Annotated in this window: 20 protein-coding genes; 8 read left to right on the top strand and 12 right to left on the bottom strand. The window is 76.0% G+C overall.

Annotated elements, in window-relative coordinates; all coding sequences use genetic code 11:
• The first annotated feature begins 35 nt into the window (after positions 1-35).
• On the top strand, positions 36-533 hold the full coding sequence (locus tag BKA21_RS13445; protein WP_140459582.1) for an inorganic diphosphatase: 498 nt from the start codon (positions 36-38) through the stop codon (positions 531-533).
• A 92-nt stretch (positions 534-625) separates the two neighbouring features.
• Here BKA21_RS13445 and BKA21_RS13440 read toward each other — a convergent pair whose 3' ends face one another.
• Positions 626-2,227 (bottom strand): C40 family peptidase, encoded by a 1,602-nt coding sequence (locus tag BKA21_RS13440; protein ID WP_239072813.1) that lies wholly within the window; start codon positions 2,225-2,227, stop codon positions 626-628.
• Between the two features lie 476 nt (positions 2,228-2,703).
• On the opposite strand from BKA21_RS13440, the gene BKA21_RS13435 reads away from it, so the two are divergent.
• Positions 2,704-4,023, top strand: a complete 1,320-nt coding sequence (locus tag BKA21_RS13435) for a bifunctional o-acetylhomoserine/o-acetylserine sulfhydrylase (RefSeq protein ID WP_140459581.1) — start codon at positions 2,704-2,706, stop codon at positions 4,021-4,023.
• A 47-nt stretch (positions 4,024-4,070) separates the two neighbouring features.
• The gene (metX, locus tag BKA21_RS13430; protein ID WP_140459580.1) at positions 4,071-5,372 is read left to right on the top strand and encodes a homoserine O-acetyltransferase MetX; all 1,302 of its coding nucleotides are present in this window, start codon (positions 4,071-4,073) and stop codon (positions 5,370-5,372) included.
• A gap of 39 nt (positions 5,373-5,411) precedes the next feature.
• On the opposite strand, the gene BKA21_RS13425 is transcribed toward metX, so the two are convergent.
• From BKA21_RS13425 to BKA21_RS13415, 3 genes are all read right to left on the bottom strand, one after another.
• Positions 5,412-5,876 (bottom strand): hypothetical protein, encoded by a 465-nt coding sequence (locus BKA21_RS13425; RefSeq protein ID WP_179625379.1) that lies wholly within the window; start codon positions 5,874-5,876, stop codon positions 5,412-5,414.
• A gap of 103 nt (positions 5,877-5,979) precedes the next feature.
• Positions 5,980-6,531: a hypothetical protein gene (locus tag BKA21_RS13420; RefSeq protein WP_170209047.1), complete on the bottom strand. Its 552-nt coding sequence runs from the start codon at positions 6,529-6,531 to the stop codon at positions 5,980-5,982.
• Positions 6,528-7,217, bottom strand: a complete 690-nt coding sequence (locus BKA21_RS13415; RefSeq protein ID WP_140459578.1) for a hypothetical protein — start codon at positions 7,215-7,217, stop codon at positions 6,528-6,530. Before BKA21_RS13415 ends, BKA21_RS13420 begins: the two co-directional genes overlap by 4 nt.
• A gap of 60 nt (positions 7,218-7,277) precedes the next feature.
• On the opposite strand from BKA21_RS13415, the gene BKA21_RS13410 reads away from it, so the two are divergent.
• A complete protein-coding gene (locus BKA21_RS13410; protein WP_140459577.1) occupies positions 7,278-8,003 on the top strand; it encodes a maleylpyruvate isomerase N-terminal domain-containing protein in 726 nt (241 codons plus the stop codon).
• Positions 8,004-8,034: 31 nt separating this feature from the next.
• Here BKA21_RS13410 and BKA21_RS13405 read toward each other — a convergent pair whose 3' ends face one another.
• Together BKA21_RS13405 and BKA21_RS13400 are read right to left on the bottom strand one after the other, a co-directional pair.
• Positions 8,035-8,412 carry a hypothetical protein gene (locus tag BKA21_RS13405; protein ID WP_140459576.1) on the bottom strand — a complete coding sequence of 126 codons (378 nt, stop codon included), beginning with the start codon at positions 8,410-8,412 and terminating at the stop codon, positions 8,035-8,037.
• A 50-nt stretch (positions 8,413-8,462) separates the two neighbouring features.
• Positions 8,463-8,738: a hypothetical protein gene (locus BKA21_RS13400; protein WP_140459575.1), complete on the bottom strand. Its 276-nt coding sequence runs from the start codon at positions 8,736-8,738 to the stop codon at positions 8,463-8,465.
• A 40-nt stretch (positions 8,739-8,778) separates the two neighbouring features.
• Here BKA21_RS13400 and BKA21_RS13395 point away from each other — a divergent pair, with 40 nt between their 5' ends.
• Positions 8,779-9,747 carry a zinc-binding dehydrogenase gene (locus tag BKA21_RS13395; protein WP_140459574.1) on the top strand — a complete coding sequence of 323 codons (969 nt, stop codon included), beginning with the start codon at positions 8,779-8,781 and terminating at the stop codon, positions 9,745-9,747.
• A 48-nt stretch (positions 9,748-9,795) separates the two neighbouring features.
• Complete coding sequence (locus BKA21_RS13390) at positions 9,796-10,800, top strand: alpha/beta hydrolase (protein ID WP_239072814.1); 1,005 nt, start codon at positions 9,796-9,798, stop codon at positions 10,798-10,800.
• Positions 10,801-10,856: 56 nt separating this feature from the next.
• Here the strand turns inward: BKA21_RS13390 and BKA21_RS13385 are convergent, their stop codons facing one another.
• From BKA21_RS13385 to BKA21_RS13375, 3 genes are all read right to left on the bottom strand, one after another.
• Positions 10,857-12,860 carry a restriction system modified-DNA reader domain-containing protein gene (locus BKA21_RS13385; RefSeq protein WP_179625378.1) on the bottom strand — a complete coding sequence of 668 codons (2,004 nt, stop codon included), beginning with the start codon at positions 12,858-12,860 and terminating at the stop codon, positions 10,857-10,859.
• Between the two features lie 150 nt (positions 12,861-13,010).
• A complete protein-coding gene (locus BKA21_RS13380) occupies positions 13,011-13,316 on the bottom strand; it encodes an MTH1187 family thiamine-binding protein (protein ID WP_140459573.1) in 306 nt (101 codons plus the stop codon).
• A gap of 40 nt (positions 13,317-13,356) precedes the next feature.
• Positions 13,357-14,922 carry an MFS transporter gene (locus BKA21_RS13375; RefSeq protein WP_373308171.1) on the bottom strand — a complete coding sequence of 522 codons (1,566 nt, stop codon included), beginning with the start codon at positions 14,920-14,922 and terminating at the stop codon, positions 13,357-13,359.
• A 278-nt stretch (positions 14,923-15,200) separates the two neighbouring features.
• Here BKA21_RS13375 and BKA21_RS13370 point away from each other — a divergent pair, with 278 nt between their 5' ends.
• Both BKA21_RS13370 and BKA21_RS13365 read left to right on the top strand, forming a co-directional pair.
• Positions 15,201-15,716 (top strand): TetR/AcrR family transcriptional regulator, encoded by a 516-nt coding sequence (locus tag BKA21_RS13370; protein WP_140459572.1) that lies wholly within the window; start codon positions 15,201-15,203, stop codon positions 15,714-15,716.
• A gap of 274 nt (positions 15,717-15,990) precedes the next feature.
• Positions 15,991-16,326 (top strand): hypothetical protein, encoded by a 336-nt coding sequence (locus BKA21_RS13365; RefSeq protein ID WP_140459571.1) that lies wholly within the window; start codon positions 15,991-15,993, stop codon positions 16,324-16,326.
• Positions 16,327-16,470: 144 nt separating this feature from the next.
• On the opposite strand, the gene BKA21_RS13360 is transcribed toward BKA21_RS13365, so the two are convergent.
• From BKA21_RS13360 to BKA21_RS13350, 3 genes are all read right to left on the bottom strand, one after another.
• On the bottom strand, positions 16,471-16,923 hold the full coding sequence (locus BKA21_RS13360) for a hypothetical protein (protein WP_140459570.1): 453 nt from the start codon (positions 16,921-16,923) through the stop codon (positions 16,471-16,473).
• A complete protein-coding gene (locus BKA21_RS13355) occupies positions 16,920-19,895 on the bottom strand; it encodes an FAD-binding and (Fe-S)-binding domain-containing protein (RefSeq protein ID WP_140459569.1) in 2,976 nt (991 codons plus the stop codon). Before BKA21_RS13355 ends, BKA21_RS13360 begins: the two co-directional genes overlap by 4 nt.
• Positions 19,896-19,978: 83 nt before the next feature.
• A complete protein-coding gene (locus BKA21_RS13350; RefSeq protein WP_140459568.1) occupies positions 19,979-20,425 on the bottom strand; it encodes a hypothetical protein in 447 nt (148 codons plus the stop codon).
• Positions 20,426-20,493: the final 68 nt, after the last annotated feature.

Below are 20,493 nucleotides of genomic sequence, written 5' to 3'. Positions count from 1 at the left end.
GCAGGGGCGGGCGCGCGGGACGTAGGAGGAGCAGCATGGAGTTCGACGTCACGATCGAGATCCCCAAGGGTCAGCGCAACAAGTACGAGGTGGACCACGCCACCGGGCGCATCCGCCTGGACCGGATGCTGTTCACGTCCACCCGCTACCCGGACGACTACGGGTTCATCGACGGGACTCTCGGCGAGGACGGCGACCCGCTGGACGCGCTCGTGCTCCTGGAGGAGCCGACGTTCCCCGGGTGCCTGATCCGCTGCCGCGCGCTCGGCATGTTCCGCATGCGCGACGAGGCCGGCGGCGACGACAAGGTCCTGTGCGTCCCGACGGGCGACCAGCGCGCCGCGTGGCGCCAGGACATCGACGACGTGTCGGACTTCCACCGGCTGGAGATCCAGCACTTCTTCGAGGTCTACAAGGACCTCGAGCCCGGCAAGTCCGTCGAGGGCGCCCACTGGGTGGGTCGCGCCGAGGCGGAGGCGGAGATCGAGCGGTCCCGCCAGCGCGCGATCGACTCCGGGTACTACGCGCACTGACCACCCCGACGACGCCCGCCGACGCCCCGTGCGCGGCGGGCGTCGTCGTGTGCGGCGAGCGGGTGGCGCACGCGGTGCGCGGCGACGTGCCGTCAGGGGCGGCCGGCGTAGGGCATGGTGCCGGACCAGCGCATGGGCACCACCCGGACGGGCACGCCCGGTCGCGACGCCTCGACGATCTGCCCGCCGCCGGCCCACATGGCCACGTGGTAGATCGTGCTCGGGTCGTTCGGGTTCGACGCCCAGAACACCAGGTCGCCGGGGCGCAGCTGGTCGTAGGAGATCTTGAGGACGCCCTTGTACTGGTCGCGCGACGTGCGGTTGATGCCCACGCCGGCGTTGCGCCAGGCCGTCATCGTCAGGCCCGAGCAGTCGTACCCGGAGGGGCCGGTGCCGCCCCAGACGTAGGGCAGGCCGACCTGCGTGCGCGCCCAGGCGACGGCTGCGGCACCGGCCGACGCCGACCCGCGGGACGAGCCCGTGCCCAGGCCGTAGGCGCCCCCGGACGACGAGCCGCCCCCGGTGGAGCCGCCGGACGAGGAGCCGCCGCCGGTCGACCCGCCGGACGACGAGCCCCCGCCGGACGAGCCGCCCGAGGACCCGCCGGACGAGCCCCCGCTGCTCCCGCCGGACGAGGAACCGCCCGAGGAGCCACCGGACGTCGAGCCTCCCGAGGACGAGCCGCCGCCGGTCGAGGACCCGCCGCCCGAGGACGAGCCGCCGGAGGAGCCGCCCGTCGAACCGCCGGAGGAGCCGCCCGTCGAGCCGCCGGACGTCCCGCCGGACGACGACCCGCCGCTCGACGACCCGCCGCTCGACCCGCCGGACGAGGAGCCCGGTGCCGGCGCCGCGGGCTCGAGGCGGTCGGCGCGCGCGGCGGCGTCGGCGCGGGCGCGGCGGTCGGCGTCGAGGGCGTCCTGGCGGGCGCGCTCGACCTCGGCACTGGTCTGCCGTGCGGCGGCGAGCGCCACGATGAGGGAGTCGCGCTCGGCACGGCCGGCGCTCAGCTGGGCGTCGGCGTCGGTCTGCGCCTGCTCGGCCGCGTCGAGCGCGTCCTGCGCGGCGGCCTCGGCCGTCTCGGCGTCGGCCGCGGCCCGGTCGGCGCGCTCGCGCAGGGTCGCGGCGACCATCTGGGCGGCGCGGTACTCCTGCACGGACTGGTCGGCCCGGTCGGTGGCCCTGTTGAGCGCGGTGGTCCTGCGCTGCACGTCGGCGAAGCCGTCGGAGGACAGCACGACCTCGATGGCCTCGACGGAGCCGCCGCTGCGGGCGAGCTGGCGTGCGACGGCGAGCAGGGCCTGGCGGGCCTCCTCGGCATCGGCGTCGGCGGCCTCCGCGGCCTCGGCGGCCGAGGTGGCGGCCGCGCGGGCGTCGTCGGCGTCGGCGACGGCCTGGGTGTACGCCTCGCCGGCCTGCTGGACGCCGAGCTGCGCGGCCTCGCTGGCCACGGCGAGCTCGGCGAGGCGGACCTCCATGCCCGCGACGGACGAGGCGGCGTCCGCGACCGCGGCCCGGGCGTCGTCGACGTCGTCCTGCGAGGGTGCCGCCTGCGCCGCGGCGAGCGGTCCCGCGCCGAGCGCAGCGGCGAGGGTGAGGGCGACGAGGGGCAGCGTGCGGCGCGGCCGCGCACCGCCGTCCGGGACCTCGTCCCGTCCGTCGCACGACCGTCGTCCACCCCACCCGTTGCCCAGCACGTCTCGCACGCTACCTAGAGAGTTCCCACAAATGAACACCTGTCACACGCGTCTCATGAGTCACACCGTTGTGGTTCGGGACCAAACCGGACAGACCTCCTCGGCCATCCGGGTGACGGGCCCGACGGGGCGCCGGCGAGGTGCGACGCACGGCCTCCGGGGCCGCGTCGACGGGCCCCCGACGCCGCCTCGACCGCACCGCGGGACGCCGGTCTCAGTGGGTGGGACACGTGTTCCGGCTCGTGGGAACGTCGACCTACCCTGACCGGCATGACCTGCCGAATGTGTCGCTGACCCAGCGCACCCTCGGCTGTGCCCGCGGGCCGGTCCTCCGCACGGCGGCGACCCACCCCCGGCTCGACAGGTGCGCGCACCCCCAGACCCCCCGCGGGGCGGGCGACGCCGCACGCTCCTCGGGTGACGTCCCCACCCGCAGCCCGACCGCCGCCCCGGCGCCACCGACGAGGAGCCACACCATGAGCAACGAGAGCTGGAGCTTCGAGACCCGCCAGATCCACGCGGGCCAGACCCCCGACGCCGCCACCGGCGCGCGGGCGCTGCCGATCTACCAGACGACGTCGTACGTGTTCGACTCCGCGCAGCAGGCCGCGGACCGGTTCGCGCTCAAGGAGCTCGGGCCCATCTACACGCGGATCAACAACCCCACCCAGGAGGTCGTCGAGAACCGCATCGCCGACCTCGAGGGCGGCGTCGGCGCGCTGCTGCTCGCGTCCGGCCAGGCGGCCGAGACCTACGCGATCCTCAACATCGCCGAGGCCGGCGACCACGTCGTGGCCTCCCCCAGCCTGTACGGCGGCACGTACAACCTGCTGCACTACACGCTGCCCAAGCTCGGCATCGAGACGACGTTCGTCACTGACCCGCACGACGCCCAGGCGTGGCGCGACGCTGTCCGGCCGAACACCAAGCTGTTCTTCGCCGAGACCATCCCCAACCCGAAGTCCGACGTGCTCGACATCGAGCTCGTCGCCGGGGTCGCGCACGAGCACGGCGTCCCGCTCGTCGTCGACAACACCGTCGCCACGCCGTACCTGGTCAACCCGCTGCAGTGGGGCGCCGACGTCGTCGTGCACTCCGCGACCAAGTACCTCGGCGGGCACGGCTCCGCGGTCGGCGGCGTGATCGTCGACGGCGGCACGTTCGACTACGCCCAGCACCCCGAGCGGTTCCCGAACTACAACACCCCCGACCCGTCGTACAACGGGCTGGTGTTCGCCCGCGACCTCGGAGTCGGCGGCGCGTTCGGCGTGAACCTGTCGTTCATCCTCAAGGCCCGCGTGCAGCTGCTGCGCGACCTCGGCGCGGCCATCAGCCCGTTCAACGCGTTCCTCATCGCCCAGGGCATCGAGACCCTGTCGCTGCGCGTCGAGCGCCACGTCGCCAACGCGCAGAAGGTCGCCGAGTGGCTCGAGGCCCGCGAGGAGGTCCGGCACGTGCACTACGCCGGGCTCGAGTCCAGCCCCTGGCACGCCAACCAGCTCAAGTACGCCCCGCGCGGCGCGGGCGCCGTCCTGGCGTTCGAGATCGACGGCGGGGCCGCGGCCGGCCAGGCGTTCGTGTCCGCGCTCGAGCTGCACTCCAACGTCGCGAACATCGGCGACGTCCGCTCGCTCGTCATCCACCCCGCGTCGACGACGCACAGCCAGCTCACGCCCGAGCAGCAGGCGCTCTCCGGCGTCACGCCCGGGCTCGTGCGCCTGGCCGTGGGCATCGAGCACGTCGACGACATCATCGCCGACCTGGAGGCCGGGTTCCGCGCCGCCAAGGGCGCCTGAGCGCACCCGCGCACCCGCCCGACCGGCACGGACGAGAGGCACGACCCATGGAGCACCCCACCCGCCCGACGCCGCCCGAGCGCGGCGCCCGCCCCGCGGACGCGTCCGACGCGACCCGCCGGGCGGGCGCGCAGCCGCCGGCCGGGTGGGGTGCCACCCGGGCACGCCGCCGCCCCGCGACCCTCGGCAGCCGCCGCCCCCTGCCGGAGCGGCCGCCCGTGCGTGCGTCCGCCGCGTGGCGCGACGGCGACCCCGTCGGCCGCCGGCAGTTCGCCGACCTCGGGCCGTTCGCGCTGGAGTCCGGGGGCCGGCTGCCCGCCGTGCGGCTGGCCTACGAGACGTGGGGCGAGCTCGACGAGGACGGCTCGAACGCCGTCCTCGTGCTGCACGCCCTCACCGGCGACTCCCACGTGACCGGCCCCGCCGGGCCCGGGCACCCCACGCCCGGGTGGTGGTCGTCGATGATCGGTCCCGGCGCCCCCATCGACACCGACCGCTGGTTCGTCGTCGCCCCCAACGTGCTCGGGGGCTGCCAGGGCTCGACCGGGCCCGCGTCGACCGCCCCCGACGGGCGCCCCTGGGGCAGCCGGTTCCCGCTGCTGACCGTGCGCGACCAGGTCGCCGCCGAGATCCGCCTCGCCGACCTGCTGGGCATCGACACGTGGGCGCTCGTCGTCGGCGCGTCCCTCGGCGGGCACCGCGTGCTCGAGTGGGCCGTCACCGCGCCCGAGCGCGTCGAGTCGGTCGTGGCCGTCGCCACCACGGCGCAGACGTCGGGCGACCAGATCGCCGGGTTCCACACCCAGCTCGCCGCGATCCGCGCCGACCCCCGCTACCGCGACGGCGACTACTACGACGCCCCCGACGGCGAGGGCCCGCACGTGGGCCTGGGCATCGCCCGGCAGATCGCGCACCAGACGTACCGCTCGGCCGCCGAGCTGGACCAGCGGTTCGGCCGCATCCCCCAGGGCGCCGAGGACCCGCTCGAGGGCGGCCGCTTCGCCGTGCAGTCGTACCTCGACCACCACGGCGACAAGCTCGCCCGCCGGTTCGACGCCAACACCTACGTGACACTGACGCACACGATGATCACGCACGACCTCGGCCGCGACCGCGGCGGCGTCGAGGCCGCGCTCGCGCAGGTCAGCGCGCGCGCTCTGGTCGTCGCCGTCGACTCCGACCGGCTGTTCACGCCCGCCCAGTCCGAGCGCGTCGCCGCCGCCATCCCCCGCTCCGGCCCCGTGCGGTACGTGCACTCGGAGTACGGCCACGACGGGTTCCTCGTCGAGGAGGACCAGGTCGGCACCCTCGTCCGCGACTTCCTCGCCGAAGACGTCCGCACCGCCTGACCGGCGGCGCGTGCACGCGCGTCGTACCGGTGCACGCGTCTAGTACTCTTCGGGCGCCTCGTCGTCGACCGCCACCGTGATCGTGCCGATCCCGGCGTCGGCGACGGCCTCCGCGACCGACTCCTGCGCCCGCGCCAGCTCGTCGTCGCCCAGCGGCTCGCCATCCAGGAAGATCGTCACCCGCAGCAGGTCCCGCCGGGGCTCCCACGCCGCAGCACCGGCGCGACCGAGGTCCTCGAGCGCACCGAGCGCCGCGAGCTCCACCTCGGTGCGCTCGTCGCCGCTCACCTCGTCGGAGATCACGGCGTCCTGCCCCTCGGCCAGGTGCTCCGCGCTCGCGACGACGTCGTCCCGGCCGCCGGCCGCACCCGTGCTCGCGCAGCCGCCGACCGCGAGCACCCCGGCCACGAGCGCGGCGAGGAGCGGGCTCCGGCCCCGGCGCGTCGTCGGACGTCCCCTCGTCGGCCGTCCACCTGCGACCCGACCGTCGTCGACCACCCGCATCGCACCCTCCCCGGCGTCAGCCCTCGCGCCCACCGTAGCGACACCGGGCAGCCCGGGGACGCGATCCGTGCCGTGGCGCCCCGGGACGCGTCGCCGGACCGCGTCAGGACCAGCCGGACACGAGGTCGGTGAACAGGCCGATGCCGACCGGGATGCGGTCGGCCACGGCGTGCCGGGTCAGGGCGACGAGCAGAAGCATCGGACGCCCCGGCACGGCGCCCGGCCCGAACGTCATCGTGATCGTGTGCCGTCCCACGCCGCGGGCGCGCACGTCCGCGACGACCCGCCCGTCGGCGTCCGTCCACCGACCGTCGCGCGTCCACACCCCCGCGGGGCGCCAGTGCACGGCCGTGCCCTCGACGTGACCGCGCCGCGCGCGCCGCGTCAGCCGGGTGTCGGCCACCGCGAGCTCGGTGCCGTCGGCGTCCAGCAGCCGCACGCCGTCGCGCCAGGACGTCTCGACCGTCCACGGCCCGTCGGCCGTGAGCACCTGGTGCCCGTCCTCGCCGTCGACGCTGCGCGCGACCGCCTCGCCGTCGACCACCACGTCGAGCTCGGTGGTCGCCCGCCACTGCGGTCCGACGACGACGACCTGGCCGGGCACCCCCAGCGGGCCGATCGGGACGAGGGGTGCGGGCGCGGTCTCGGCGGTCACGCCCCGATGGTGGCAGCCCGCCCGCCCCTGCCGCTGCCTCCGTCCGGGTGCGTCGTGCTCGCCCGGACCAGCCCGCCCACGAGCACGACGAGCAGCGCGACCACGAGCGCCTCGACGTGGTGCGGCGGCGACGCCGAGAGCCCGTGGAGATCGTCGAGCCGCGCGAGGACAGACGCCGTGGCCAGCCACGGCAGCAGCGGGGCGACGTAGGCGCCGAGCACCACGCACACCGCCACCACGTGCACGCGCCGGTCATGCCCCGGACGGAACGACGCGCCGCGGGCGACGGCCGCGAGGACCGGGCGCAGGGCCAGCGCGGCGACGATCAGGGCGATGCCGCGCACCAGGAGGTCCGCCCGGGCCAGCAGCCGCTCGACGGGCGTCGCTCCCCGCGTGTGGAGCTCGGCGACGCCCAGCCCGAACCCGTACCGGTCCGCCGTCGGAAGACCGCCGGTGGGGACGCCGCTCACCCAGACCCCGGTGGCCGGCCGCCCCTCGACCTCGAGCTGCAACCAGGCACCACGGCCGTCCGAGGCGCGCAGGTGGACCGGGACGGCCACGTCGTCCTCGCTCAGCACCGCGACGCCGTGCCCGACGCCGAGCAGCAGCGCCACCGCCCCCACGACGACGAGGAACGGGCCGAGCACGGCCGCCAGCCGGCGCGAACGGGGTCCGAACGACGTCATGGGACACCTCCGCGACGGACGCTAGCGCGACGGCCACGGCACGCGGGGCAGGATGGCGCCATGCACGTCGACGTCGCGACCGCCGCCACCGCCCTGCACGACCAGTGGGACCGTCTGCGGGGGTGGGTGGGGCAGGTCTCCGACCCCGACCTCGTGCCGGAGCCGTCGGTGCTGGACGGCTGGACCGTCGGGGAGCTGTGGGCGCACCTGGGCCGGGCCATGGACGCCCTGGCCGTGTGCACGCCGCTGCCGGCGGGGACGGTGCCGCTCTCGCTCGCGGAGTACCTGGGCACGTACGCGGACCGCGCAGCGGACATCGCGGAGACGACCCGGAGGCTGGCGGCCGAGCAGGCGGACGACCCGGTCGGCGCGGTCGAGGCACGGGCCGCCGCGGCCTTCGCGCGGCTGGACGAGCTGCGGGCGTCCGGCGACCCCGTGGTGCAGGCCCGGCGCGGGCCGGTGCTGCTGTCGACGATGACGGTCTCGCGCGTCCTCGAGCTCGTCGTGCACGGCGACGACCTCTACCGCTCGGTGCGGCGCGCCCGCGGCACGGACCTCGTCGAGGACCCGGTGCTGCCCGCCGCCCTGGACCTCGTCGCCGACGCGCTGCTCACGATCGTGCGCCAGCGCGGCGGCTGGGACCTGGAGGTCGCCGACGCCCGCACCTGGGTGCGGCTGGCCGCGGGGCGCACCCCGTACGACGTGGACGTGCTCGCGGTCGCGCTCGCCCCGCGCTGGACGTCCGAGGCCGTTCCCGACCTGGGCCGCATGCTCCCGCTGCTCTGACCTCCACCCCTGCGGTCACGCCCGGGCGGGATCAGCAGCGCTCGACGACCACGAGCAGGCGTCGACGCGCCTCGTCGACGAACTCCGCACCGAGTGGCTCCGCGTACGCCGACGTGCGCACCTTCGCCTGCGCCTCGTCCCAGAACGCCGCGCGGCGCTCCGGGGCGACGTCGACCAGGTCGAACAGGTACTCGTGGACCACCCGCACCTGCGGGTCGGCGAGCAGACGACGCAGCCTCCGCTCGTCGATCGGCCCGCCGCGCCGGCGCCACCGCACCCCGTCCTCGTCGACGATCACGCGTGATCGCGTCAGGTCGACGACCTCGACCACGTCCCCGTGCACGACCGGCTCCGCGGCGGACGCGGGACGCAGGGCACCGCGGCGCGGCTCGGGGTCGGCACCTGCCATGCGACGTACGTAGCGCTCGACCGGTGCCTGGCACGGGAGGCCGCGACCGGTCAGCGGGGGCCGGGGGCCTCGGGGCGGGGGCGGTGCCGCAGGAGCACGGCCCCGACGATCGCCAGGGCGCCGGCGGTCAACCAGCCCGCGAGGGTGATCCCGACCAGGTCGTCGGGCACGGGGCATCCCGCGGAGGAGTCGTCGACCGTGCACTGCACCCACGGCTGGAGGTACAGCAGGAACCCGAGCACCAGGCCCAGGGCCACCAGCACGCCGCCGACGGCGCGACGGGCACGACCCGGCGCGGGGACCTCGCTCACGGCCTGCTGCTCCACGGGCGCGAACGTAGCACCGGCTGCCGCTAGCGTGGCGGGCATGCTCGCCGCACGCGTGACCGCGTTCTCCGCCGACGACCCGCTGCAGGGGCTGGAGGTCGGGGACGCCCCGGCTCCCGACGCGGGTGCGCTGCCGCCGGGATGGGAGGTCGTGGACGTGCGGGCCGCGTCGCTCAACCACCACGACCTGTGGTCGCTGCGCGGGGTGGGGCTGCGGGCCGAGCAGCTGCCGATGGTGCTGGGCACCGACGCCGCGGGGGTGACCGCCGACGGGCGCGAGGTGGTGGTGCACGCCGTCGTCGGCGGGCCCGACGCACGCGGGGCCGCGGCGGACGAGCCGCGCACCCTGCTCTCGGAGAAGCACCCGGGCACGCTGGCCGAGCAGGTCGCGGTGCCGTCGTGGAACCTCGTCGACAAGCCCGCCGGGCTGTCCTGGGTGGACGCGGCGTGCGTGCCGACGGCCTTCCTCACCGCGTACCGGATGCTGTTCCGCTCCGGCGGGGCGCAGCCGGGCCAGCGGGTGCTGGTGCAGGGCGCGGGCGGGGGCCTGGCGACCGCGGCGGTCCAGATCGGTGCCGCGTCCGGGCTGGAGATGATCGTCACGAGCCGGGACGCCGGGCGGCGCGAGCGGGCGCTGGCGCTGGGGGCCGCGCAGGCCGTGGAGCCCGGGGCGCGGGTGGGACGCGTCGACGTGGTGCTGGACTCCGTCGGCCGGGCCACGTGGGAGCACTCGGTGCGCTCGGTGCGGCCGGGCGGGCGGATCGTCGTGGCAGGGCTGACGTCGGGCGACCCGACGCCGGCGTCGCTGACACGCGTGTTCTTCCAGGAGATCAGCGTCGTGGGCGCCACCATGGGCACCCGCGACGAGCTCGGGCAGGTCCTCGCGCTGCTGGCCCGCACGGGGGTGCGGCCGGTCGTCGACGAGGTGCTGCCGCTGGCGCGCGTCGGCGAGGGGCTCGCGCGGATGTGGCGGGGCGAGCAGTTCGGCAAGATCGTCCTCGAGGTCTGACGACCCGTCGGGACGGACGGCGCAGGCGACGCACGACGAGGAGGACCGGTGGATCCGACGGCGGTGCCGGAGTGGTCCGCCGACGCCCTCACCACCGCGTCGTGGCAGCCCGACGTGCTGGGACCCGGCTTCGAGGCGCGCCTGCTGCCGCTGGCCGACGACGACGAGGGGCCCGTGGTCGCGACCCTCGTGCGGTGCCTGCCGCCGGGCGCCGTGGGGGCCGCACGCGTCGTGCTGTACGTGCACGGGTGGTCCGACTACTTCTTCCAGACCGGGCTCGCCGAGTACTTCCGCGACCAGGGGGCCGCGTTCTACGCGCTGGACCTGCGCAAGTACGGCCGGTCGCTGCGCCCGCACCAGACGCCCGGCTACGTCGAGGACCTGCGCACCTACGACGAGGAGATCGGCGCCGCCCTGGCACGGGTCCGCGCCGAGCACGGACCGCACGCGCGCGTGCTGCTCATGGGTCACTCCACCGGCGGCCTCGTGCTCAGCCTGTGGGCCGAGCGCAACCCCGGGCAGGCGTGCGGGCTCGTGCTCAACAGCCCGTGGTTGGAGCTGCAGGGGTCGTCCGTGATGCGGCACGTCAGCGGCCCGGCGATCAGCCGCATCGCGCGCTTCCAGCCCAAGGCACCGCTGCCGAACATCGACCCCGGCTACTACTCGCGCACCATCGACGTCTCCACCGGCGGCGAGTGGACCGTCGACGCCCGGTGGCGGCCGACCCCGTCGTTCCCCGTGCGGGCCGGGTGGCTGCGCGCCGTCATGGTGGGGCACGCGACCGTCGCGCGCGGGCTGACCCTCGACGTGCCGGTGCTCGTGGCGCTGTCCGCGCGCACGCTCATCAGCGCGCGCTGGCACGAGGACATGCGCGCCGCCGACATCGTGCTCGACACCGAGGTGATCGCCCGGCGGGCGGTGCAGGTCGGGCACGTGACGACCATCGTGCGGATCCCGCGGGGCATGCACGACCTGACGCTCTCGGAGCGCCCCGCGCGCGAGCGGTTCTACGCCGAGGTGACCCGCTGGCTCGTGGGGTACGGCTGGGCCTGACGCAGGTCGCGCCGGGGCCAGGGCCCGGTCCGGCGCGCGCGGTCAGGGTGGTCGGGTCAGGGGTGGCCGGTCGCCTCGGCGAGGGTCGGGCCGCCGTCGCCGAGCCGCCACGAGCGCCACCCGTCGACGAGACCCTCGGCGCCCGAGACGACCGCGGCCGCGGCGTCCGGGTCCGCGTGCACGGAGCCGTCCTCGAGCTCGATGAGGCCGTCGGTGCGCAGCATCGCCGTGAAGCGCTGGTTGCGCCGCTCGCGCGCCCACACGAGCGTGGTCACGGCACGGCGCCGCTTGGCGAGGGTCGCGAGCTCCGGACGGGCCCAGCCGGGGTCGCCGCCCGCGCCGCTCTCGTCGGCCGACGGCAGGCCGGGCGATCCGGACTCGATCCGCAGGGGCTCGTACGGGGCGTCCTCGTACGCCGACGGGTCGTAGGCGGGGCGCTCGTCGTAGGACGAGGAGTACGCGGAGGCGCCGTAGGAGGAGCCGGCGTCGAGCGCGGTCGGCTCGTACGACGACGACGCGGAGGTCGACGACGGCGTGTACGACGACGCGTCGTACGACGACGGGCCGGCGGAGGACGCGTCGTAGGACGACGTCGGCTCGTACGGCGTCGGGTCGTACGGCGTCGGCTCGTACGAGGACAGCGCCGACGAGAGCGGGTCGTACGACGAGGACGTGCCGGACGCGGAGCCGTACGACGACGTCCGGTCGTCGGGCGACGTCAGGTCGTACGACGAGGAGCGGTCGGCCGCGGGGCCGGCGGAGCGGTCCGCGCCGTACGCGGACGTGCAGCGCTCGGGCTCGGGCCGCGCCGTCGGGTCGGCCGCGGGGGTCGACGGGCGCCGCTCGGGGACGTAGGCCCGCGGGCCCTCGGGGCTCTCGTCGTCCGGCGGGTCGAGCGGCGCCATGACGTCGGTCGACGACGGGTCGGAGCGGCGGCCGGACGCCCGGCCCTCGCGGCGCACGGTCGGCTCGGCGGGCGCGCTCGCGCGTGACGTCGAGGCGCGCGGGTCGGCCGGGCGGCCGTCCGCGGGGCGGGCGCCCTGCTCGATGGCCATGCGCAGCCCGGCGATGGGCGTCAGCGTCGGCGGTCCGGCGAAGGTGCTGGCCGGCGGCGGCGACTGGGTGTCGCGCGGCCACTCGGTGACGTCGGGCCGGCCGGGCCCGCCGGGGCGCGGCGCCTCGCCGGGGCCGGGCGTGTGCGGCACGGGCTCGACCGGGTGCTCGGACGCCGTCGGACCCGCGGTGCGGAACGGCAGCGGCGTGGGCTCCGTGGCGGTGCCGCGGCGGCCGATCGGGGTGGCGCCGGTCAGCGCCGAGCGCCGGGGCGGCCCCGACACGGACTTCAGCTCGCCGGTGAGCCGGCCCTCGACGATCGCGTTGGCCGACGTGCGCGGACGCGACCGGTCCACGTCGAACGAGACGGCGTTGGCCCCGGCCTCGCTCGAGCGCACCAGCCGCAGGGCCGTCGGCTCGACCGTCCGGCGCGCACCCTCGTGCAGCGCGAGCGCCGAGACCTCCAGCAGCCGGCGCTCGTCGCCGCGCACCACGCCGACCTGCAGCACGTCGACCTGCCGGCCGTAGCCGCGCAGGAACCCCAGGCTGTCGGTCGCCTCGGCGGCGACCTCGGCGCACAGCAGCACCAGACGCACGCCGTCGCGGCTGTCGGCCTGGGCCCCGGTGTACGGCACGTGCTCGCGGAACGCCGCGTAGTCGACCGCGAAGCGCCCGGGGTCGGCGTGGTAGGCGCGCGAGAGGTCCGTCGTCGTCATCCGCGACGCCGCACCCCCGTGCCGCAGCGCGGTGATGATCGCGTCGTCGTCGAGCACCTGCGCGACGTCCACCACGACCGTGCGGCCGCGGGCGTCGAGCGCGAGGATCTCGGGCAGGTCGGACCGCTCGGACGCGGTGCCGCGCGTGCGGACCACGAACAGCGGCTCACCGGCGATGGCGGCCAGGTGGTGCGTCAGCAGCGCGCTGACCTCCTGCGCGAACGACCCGGCGAGGGGCTGCATCGGCTGGACGAGGCGGGGACGACCGTCGTCGAGCTCGAAGATCGGCATGTCGCGTCGGAGCCTTCCTGGGCGGTCGGGGGCGCCGGCCGCTCCGTCGTCGCAGGGAGGCGCGGACCCGCGGTCGGGTGCGTGCAGGGCTAGGGTCCCACAGCAGCCGGAGCACGTCAGCCCGTCGAACAGGTGGACGTGCCGGCGGGGTCAGCCGGTGGCGTCCTGGGCGAGGATCGCCTCGACGCGGTCGACCTTGGCCTGCATCTCACCGGTGTGACCAGGGCGGATGTCGGCCTTGATCACCAGGCTGACCCGGTGCCCGTGCCGGCCGACGGCCTCGGTGGCGCGGCGCACGACGTCCATGACCTCGTCCCACTCACCCTCGAGGGTGGTGAACATGGAGTCGAGGCGGTGCGGCAGGCCGGAGTCGCGGACGACGCGGACGGCGTCGGCGACGGCCTCGGACACGGACTCGCCCGCACCGAGCGGGGCGACGGAGAAGGCGACGAGCATGACCCCACCCTCACCCGCCGCGCCCGCCCGCGTCCAGGTGTCAGCGTGTCGGCTGCGCGCGCCCCGCGTCCACGAGCTCGGGCCGGACCTCGTCGACCACCGGTGCCGCAGCGCGATCGGCACGGCGCAGGACCCGGCCGACCAGCAGCGCCACGCCGGCCAGCACGACGGCCGCCACCGCGGACGTGACGCCGACGCCGTGGCTGAACGCGTCCTGCGCGGCGGTGAGCACCTGCGCGCCGACCGCGTCGGGCAGGCCGTCGGCGACCGCGACCGCGCCGCCGAGTGTCTGCCGGGCCACGTCCGCCTGTCCGGCGTCGAGGGTCCCGGGCAGCGTGAGGTCCGCACGGTAGACGGCGGCGACGACGGACCCGAGCACGGCCACGCCGAGCGACGCGCCGAGCTCGTACGACGTCTCGGAGATGCCGGACGCCGCCCCGGCGCGCTCGGGCGGCACGGACGCGAGGATCGCGTCGTTGGTCAGCGTCTCGGCCAGGCCCACCCCGGCACCGACGAGCGCGAACACCGCGACGATGCCGCCCACGCGGGCGTCGCCGGCCACGAGGGCGCCCAGCCCGTAGCCCGCGGCGGCCAGCAGCATGCCGACGGGCACGAGCAGGTGCCGGGGCACCACGCGCACGAGCCGCACGGCCACGAGCCCCGCGGTGATCGACGCGACCGCACCCGGCAGCAGCGCCGTGCCGGCGGCCCGCGGCGAGAGCCCGACGACGAGCTGGAGCACCTGCGAGACGACCAGCACCAGGCCCGCGAGCGCGAACGACGCGGTGAAGTTGGCTCCGACGGACGCGGCGAACACGGGGCGGCGGAACAGCTCGACGTCGAGCAGCGGCTCGGCGAGCCGCAGCTGGCGACGCACGAACACCACGACGAGCGCGGCACCGGTGGCGAGCGCGCCGAGGCCGAGGGCGCCGGGGCCGTGCCCGACGGTCGTCTTGATGCCGTAGACGAGCGGGAGCATGCCGACGACGGCGAGCACGACGCTGGGCACGTCGAGGCGCCCGGCGGCGGGGTTGCGGGACTCGGGCAGCAGGAACGGCGCGGCGACGAGCAGCACGACGAGCACCGGGACGTTGAGCAGGAAGATCGAGCCCCACCAGAAGTGCTCGAGCAGCCACCCGCCGACGACGGGGCCGAGCACGGAGCCGCCGGCGAAGCCGGACGCCCAGATCGCGATGGCGAGGCGGCGCTGGTCGTCGTCGAGGAAGAGGTTGCGCAGCAGCGACAGCGTGGACGGCATGAGGGTCGCGCCGAAGACGCCGAGCAGGGCGCGGGCGGCGACGAGCTGGCCCGCGTCGGTGGCGAAGGCCGCGAGGACGCTGACGAGCCCGAACCCGGCGGCGCCGACGAGCAGCAGGCGGCGCCGGCCGAGGCGGTCGCCGAGGACGCCCATGGTGACGAGCAGCCCGGCGAGCATGAGCGGGTAGACGTCGACGACCCACAGGAGCTGGTCGGCGGTGGGGGTCAGCGCGACGGAGATCTGCGGCAGCGCGAACGACAGCACCGTGGTGTCGATGGAGACGAGCAGCACGGGCAGCATGAGGACGACGAGGCCGAGCCACTGGCGGGGTCCTGCTGTGGCGGGCACGGGGCGTCGCGACGCGGGTGTGCGGGGGGTGGGGAGGTGCGTGAGCACGGGTGTACCTCGTCCTGGTCTCCCGCGTGACCGGGCGGGGTTCCGGGGGACGCAGCGCGCGGCGCGGGTCCCTTCCCGCGCGCCGGGCGGGGGTCGAGCGACCCACCACGGCTATACCGTCCGGTCGGTACAGTAGCAACGGGCGGCCGCTCCCGCCAGGGTGTCCTCCGTCACCGCCCGGCCCCGGGTCCCGTCATCGGGCGCCGCCACGGTCACTACGCTGGTCGCCCATGGCCTCGACGCGCGACCGCATCCTCGACGCGCTCCAGGACGTCCTCCTCGACTCCGGCCCCGCCGGCGCCACCCTCGACGGCGTCGCCCAGCGCGCCGGCGTCTCCAAGGGCGGGCTGCTGTACCACTTCCGCTCCAAGGACGACCTGTTCACCGGCCTGCTCGACCGCCTGAGCGCGGGCGCCGCCGCCGCGGACGCCGCCACTCCCCCGGAGCCCGAGGCCGCCGCCCGCTTCTTCCTCGAGGGCTCGCAGTCCGCCGACAGCCCCGAGGAGCGCACCCTGCTGGCCGCGCTGCGCCTGCTCGGCACGCACCCCCCGGCCCGCGCCCGCCTGGCCTCCTACCTCGACGACTGGGCCGCCGGCCTGCGCCGCACCATCGACGACCCCGTGACGTCCCGCCTCGTCCAGCTCGTCGGCGACGGCCTCTTCCTGCACGCCCTCCTCGGCGCCGGCGACCCCGACCTCGACGCCCGCGTCATCGCCCTCGTCCTGGCCCGCACCCGCCCGGAGTGACGAGACCCCGGCGCGCAGGGGCCGGATCGATGCACGTCAGGACGAGCCCCGGGACCCCTCTCCAAAGAATCCAAAGAATCCAAACGAGTCGAACGCACCTCGCCCAACATCACCGACCAGGCGTGCTCCTCGGGGTGGACGTCGCCTGTCGCTCCACCGCCGCAGGTCGCGGCCACCGGCCTGCGGCAGAGGACCCGACTCGTGCCAGCAGGGTCGTCGCGGTCCGGTCACCGCCGATCGTCCGCAGGACGAGACGCGACCCTAGGGTCGATGCGTGACCACCTCGTTCCCACTTCTGCGCGACGCCCTGACGAACCTGGCGCTGCCGCCGGAACGACAGCGGCAACAGCTTGCCGGGGCCGCCGTCCCGGACGAGCTCGCCCTCGACCTCGACCTCGACATCGCTCTGCGCAGCGTCAACGACGCTATGGAGCGCGCTGGCGTCCGGCTCGCCCCCGCGGTCGTGGCAGCCGTCGAGCAGCTCAACGACAGCCTTGCGGCGCCACCCGGAGACGGTCTCTGGGACGACGCGGCCCTCGCCCAGCACCCCGTGTGGATCTCCGCCCGCCAGCGCGCCGCCGAGCTCCTCGCGCTGATGCCTCCTGCATGACGAGGCAGCACACCGGGCAAGCAGTCTCCGAGACCGACGCACGGCAGTTCCGGAGCTCAAGGCACGGCAGTTTCGGAGCTCGGGTCGCTGTTCGCGTGCCCTGGGCACCCCCTGACGGCTTCACCACCGCCACGGGCCGCCTGCTCAGCCCCGCTCTCGGGCTCCGCGTCGCACCAGGGCCCCGATCAGCGTGAGTCCCCCGAGCGGCACGACAGGGACCACGACGAACAGGCGCGCCCAGACGGGCACGGCCGCGCACTCCTCGACGAGGCATCCCCCCGCCACGACGCGCCAGAGCAGCGCGACCCACACGCCCACCAGCACCGCAGCGACGACGTCCGCGAGGGTGTCCCACCATCGTCTGCCCCGCGCGCGACGGGCCGCCACGACGTCGACGACCACCGCCACGGACGCCGCGGCGAGCAGGAGACCCTCGGCGGGGATCACCCAGGCCCACGTGGGCACGGCCGCGCTGAGGAACATCGTCACGTAGTCCACGACGGCGAGCAGCACCACCGCGGCGAACACCCACCAGACGGCTGCCCAGAGGCGCGCACTCGCGAACCTCAGGCGGTGAACGCCGACGTCGACGCTCACGCCGTGGGCTCGGAGGCGTCCGCGCGGGGCAGGTGGGAGGCCAGGAGCTCGGCGAGGTGGACGCCCTGGACGCCGGCGAGCTGCTCGGCCTGGGTGCGGCAGGAGTAGCCGTCGGCGAGGTAGACGTCGCCGGGGGCGGCGTCGCGCAGGGCGGGCAGGAGGGCGCCCTCGGCGACGGCGACCGAGACGTCGTAGTGGCCCTTCTCCATGCCGAAGTTGCCGGCGAGGCCGCAGCAGCCCGCGAGCGCGGAGAACGTGGCGCCGGCGGCGGTGAGGAGCTGGCGGTCGGGGGTGAAGGTCATGACCGAGTGGTGGTGGCAGTGGGGCTGGACGACGGCGGTGACGTCGGACAGGTCGGGCAGCTGCCAGCGGTCGCCGGGGCCGATCGGGGCGGGGGCGGTGAGGAGCTCGGCGAGGGTGCGGGTCTCGCGGGCGACGGCGACGGCGCGGGGGTCGTCGGGCAGCAGGTCGAGCAGGTCGCTGCGCAGCACGGCGGTGCAGGAGGGTTCGAGGCCGACGATGGGGATGCCGTTGACGGCGAAGGGGCCGAGGACCTCGAGCAGGTGGGTCAGCTGGTGGCGGGCGCCGTCGAGCTGGCCGGTGCTGATCCAGGTGAGGCCGCAGCAGGCGTCGTGGTCGGGCACGAGGACGTCGTAGCCGGCGTCGCGGAGCACGGCGACGGCGGCGTGCGGGACGGTCGGGGCGAGGGTGTCGCTGAAGGAGTCGGTCCACAGCAGCACGGGCGGGCGGGCCTGCGTGCCGGTCGTGGCCGGGGTCCCGTCGGTGCCGGTCGTGGCGGCGGGCAGCTCGACCGTCGCGGCGTCGCGGCTGCCCACGACGCGCACGTCGCCGGAGCGGCGGCCGGTCTGGCGGGCCCAGGCGCGGAACGGCACAGGGGCGAACCGCACCATCTTGCGGCGGGTGTCCATGCCGCCGAGGGCGAGGACGGCCTTCGCGACGGGGCGGATGCCGAGCACCGCGTTGGCCAGGGCGGCCAGGCCCGGTACGCCGGTGACGAGGCGCGCCCAGCGGGGCAGCCACCCGAGGGCGTAGTGGTTCACGGGGCGCAGGCGGCCCTGGTAGGTGCGGTGGAGCACCTCGGACTTGTACTGGGCCATGTCGACGCCCGCGGGGCAGTCCGAGGAGCAGGCCTTGCAGCTCAGGCACAGGTCGAGGGCGTCGTGGACCTCGGGCGAGGACCACCCGCGCGAGACGAGCGTGCCGTTGGCCATCTCCTGCAGCACGCGGGCGCGGCCGCGGGTGGAGTCCTTCTCGTCCTTGGTGGCCTGGTACGACGGGCACATGAACCCGCCGGTGGCGCGGGTGTCGGCGCGGCACTTGCCGACGCCGACGCAGCGGTGCACGGCCGTGGTCATGTCGCCGCCGTCGTGCCCGAACGAGAAACCGGTCGACGCGAGCAGGGACCTCGCGGCGGGGCGGCGCAGGTCCGCGTCGAGGGCCGCGGGGCGCACGAGGACGCCGGGGTTGAGCAGGTCGCGCGGGTCGAACAGGTCCTTGACGGCGCCGAACAGGTCGATGGTGCGGGCCGAGTACATGACGGGCAGCAGCTCGGAGCGCGCGCGGCCGTCGCCGTGCTCGCCGGACAAGGAGCCGCCGTGCGAGGCGACCAGGCGGGCGGCGTCCTCCATGAACGCGCGCAGCGGGTCGCCGGAGCGCTCCATGGGCATGTCGATGCGCAGGTGCACGCAGCCGTCGCCGAAGTGCCCGTACGCGAGGCCGTCGACGTGGTGGTCGGCCATGAGGGCCTCGAGGTCGCGCAGGTACCCGCCGAGCCGGTCGGGCGGCACCGCGGAGTCCTCGAACCCGGGCCACGCCTGCGCGCCGGACGGGGTGCGGCCGCCGAGCCCGGCGCCGTCCTCGCGGATCCGCCACATGGCGGCGGCCTGCGGGCCGGGCGGGAACACCGCGACGGCGTCGGTGCCGGCGTCGGCGGCGAGCGCGTGCGCGGTGGCGAGGGCCTCGTCGAGGGTGTCGCCCCCGACCTCGACCATCATCCAGCCGGCGCCGGGCGGCAGGTCGGGCACGGCCGACGCGCCCTTGACACGGCGGACCACGTCGACGAGCCGGGCGTCCATGCCCTCGACGGCCAGGGGCCGGTGCGCGAGCAGCGCGGGCACGGCGTCGGCGGCCGTGGGCATGTCGGGGTAGCCCAGCACGACGAGCACGGGTGCCGACGGCACGGGCACGAGCCGCACGGTCGCGCCCAGCAGCGTGACGAGGGTGCCCTCGGTGCCGACGAGGGCCTTGGCCAGGTCGGTGCCGCCCTCGGGCGTCAGGTGCTCCAGCGAGTACCCCGAGACCTGCCGGGTGAACCGGCCCAGCTCGGTGCGGATCACGTCGAGGTGGGACCGGACGAGGGCGTCGAGGCCGGGCACCACGTCGAGCGCCCCCGCACCGGCGCGGGCGGTGAACCGGCGCCCGGTGCCGTCGACGACGTCGAGGTCGACCACGTTGTCCGCGGTGCGCCCGAACGCGACGGCCCGCGGCCCGCACGCGTTGTTGCCGATCATGCCGCCGAGGGTCGCGCGCGCCTGGGTCGACGGGTCGGGCCCGAAGCGCAGCCCGTGCGGGGCCGCGGCGGCCTGCAGGTGGGACATGACGACGCCGGGCTCGACGCGGGCCGTGCGGGCCTCGGGGTCGATCTCCAGCACCCGGTTGACGTGCCGGGAGAAGTCGAGCACCACGCCCGGGCCCACGGCGTTGCCCGCCACGGACGTGCCGCCGCCGCGCGACGTCAGCGGCGTCCCGGTCTCCCGGGCGACCGCGAGCGCGGCCAGCACGTCGTCGGTGTCCCGCGGGAACACCACGACCTGCGGGACGACGCGGTAGTTGGAGGCGTCGGTCGAGTACTCCGCGCGTCGGCGCGTGGAGTCGTCGACGTCGCCGCGCACGGCGTCGCGCAGCGCGTGCACGACGTCCCTGACGTCGGTGGTCCCTGTCGTCACAGCCACGTGCGGCAGTCTCGCACCACCGCCCTGGGACCCCGGCACCCCGTCCACGTGGCGTCGGCGCGCAGCGCCCCGGCGCGGGCCGGTCAGGCGCGCGCGGACGCCCCGGTGCCCGCCAGGTGCGCGAGGGCGGCCCGCCGCAGCGGTGGGACCGCGGCAGCCAGGCCGAGGAGCAGGACGATCCCGATCGGGACCGGGGGGCCGCCGACGTTCTCGACGAACCCGGCGTGCGCGAGGACCAGGACGAGCAGGAGCGCGGAGACGACGAGGCCGACGGCCCCGACGTCGATCCACCGGGCCGCGCCGGCGGACGCTCCCGGCGCAGCCATCCAGGCGGCCACCAGCGCGATCTCGAGCGCCAGGACCGCGAGGACGGTCGCCAGCAGGTAGGGCGCCTCGAGGTGCGCGACCTCGGGGTACCGCGCAGCGGCGGCGGCCGCCGTCCGTGGCAGCACGACGAGCTGGACCGCGAGCGCCAGCACCCCCAGCACCGCGACGACACCCCGCAGGACACGTGCTCGCTCGTCAGCCATCGCGTGCTCCCCCTGCGTCGACGTCGGCCCGAGGTGTGCGTCAGCGCCGCACGGTCGTCACGCTACGC

Source organism: Cellulomonas oligotrophica (assembly GCF_013409875.1).
Classification (GTDB): domain Bacteria; phylum Actinomycetota; class Actinomycetes; order Actinomycetales; family Cellulomonadaceae; genus Cellulomonas; species Cellulomonas oligotrophica.
The sequence above is the reverse complement of the archived record's forward strand: the minus strand, read 5'-3'. Positions and strand labels throughout refer to the sequence as shown.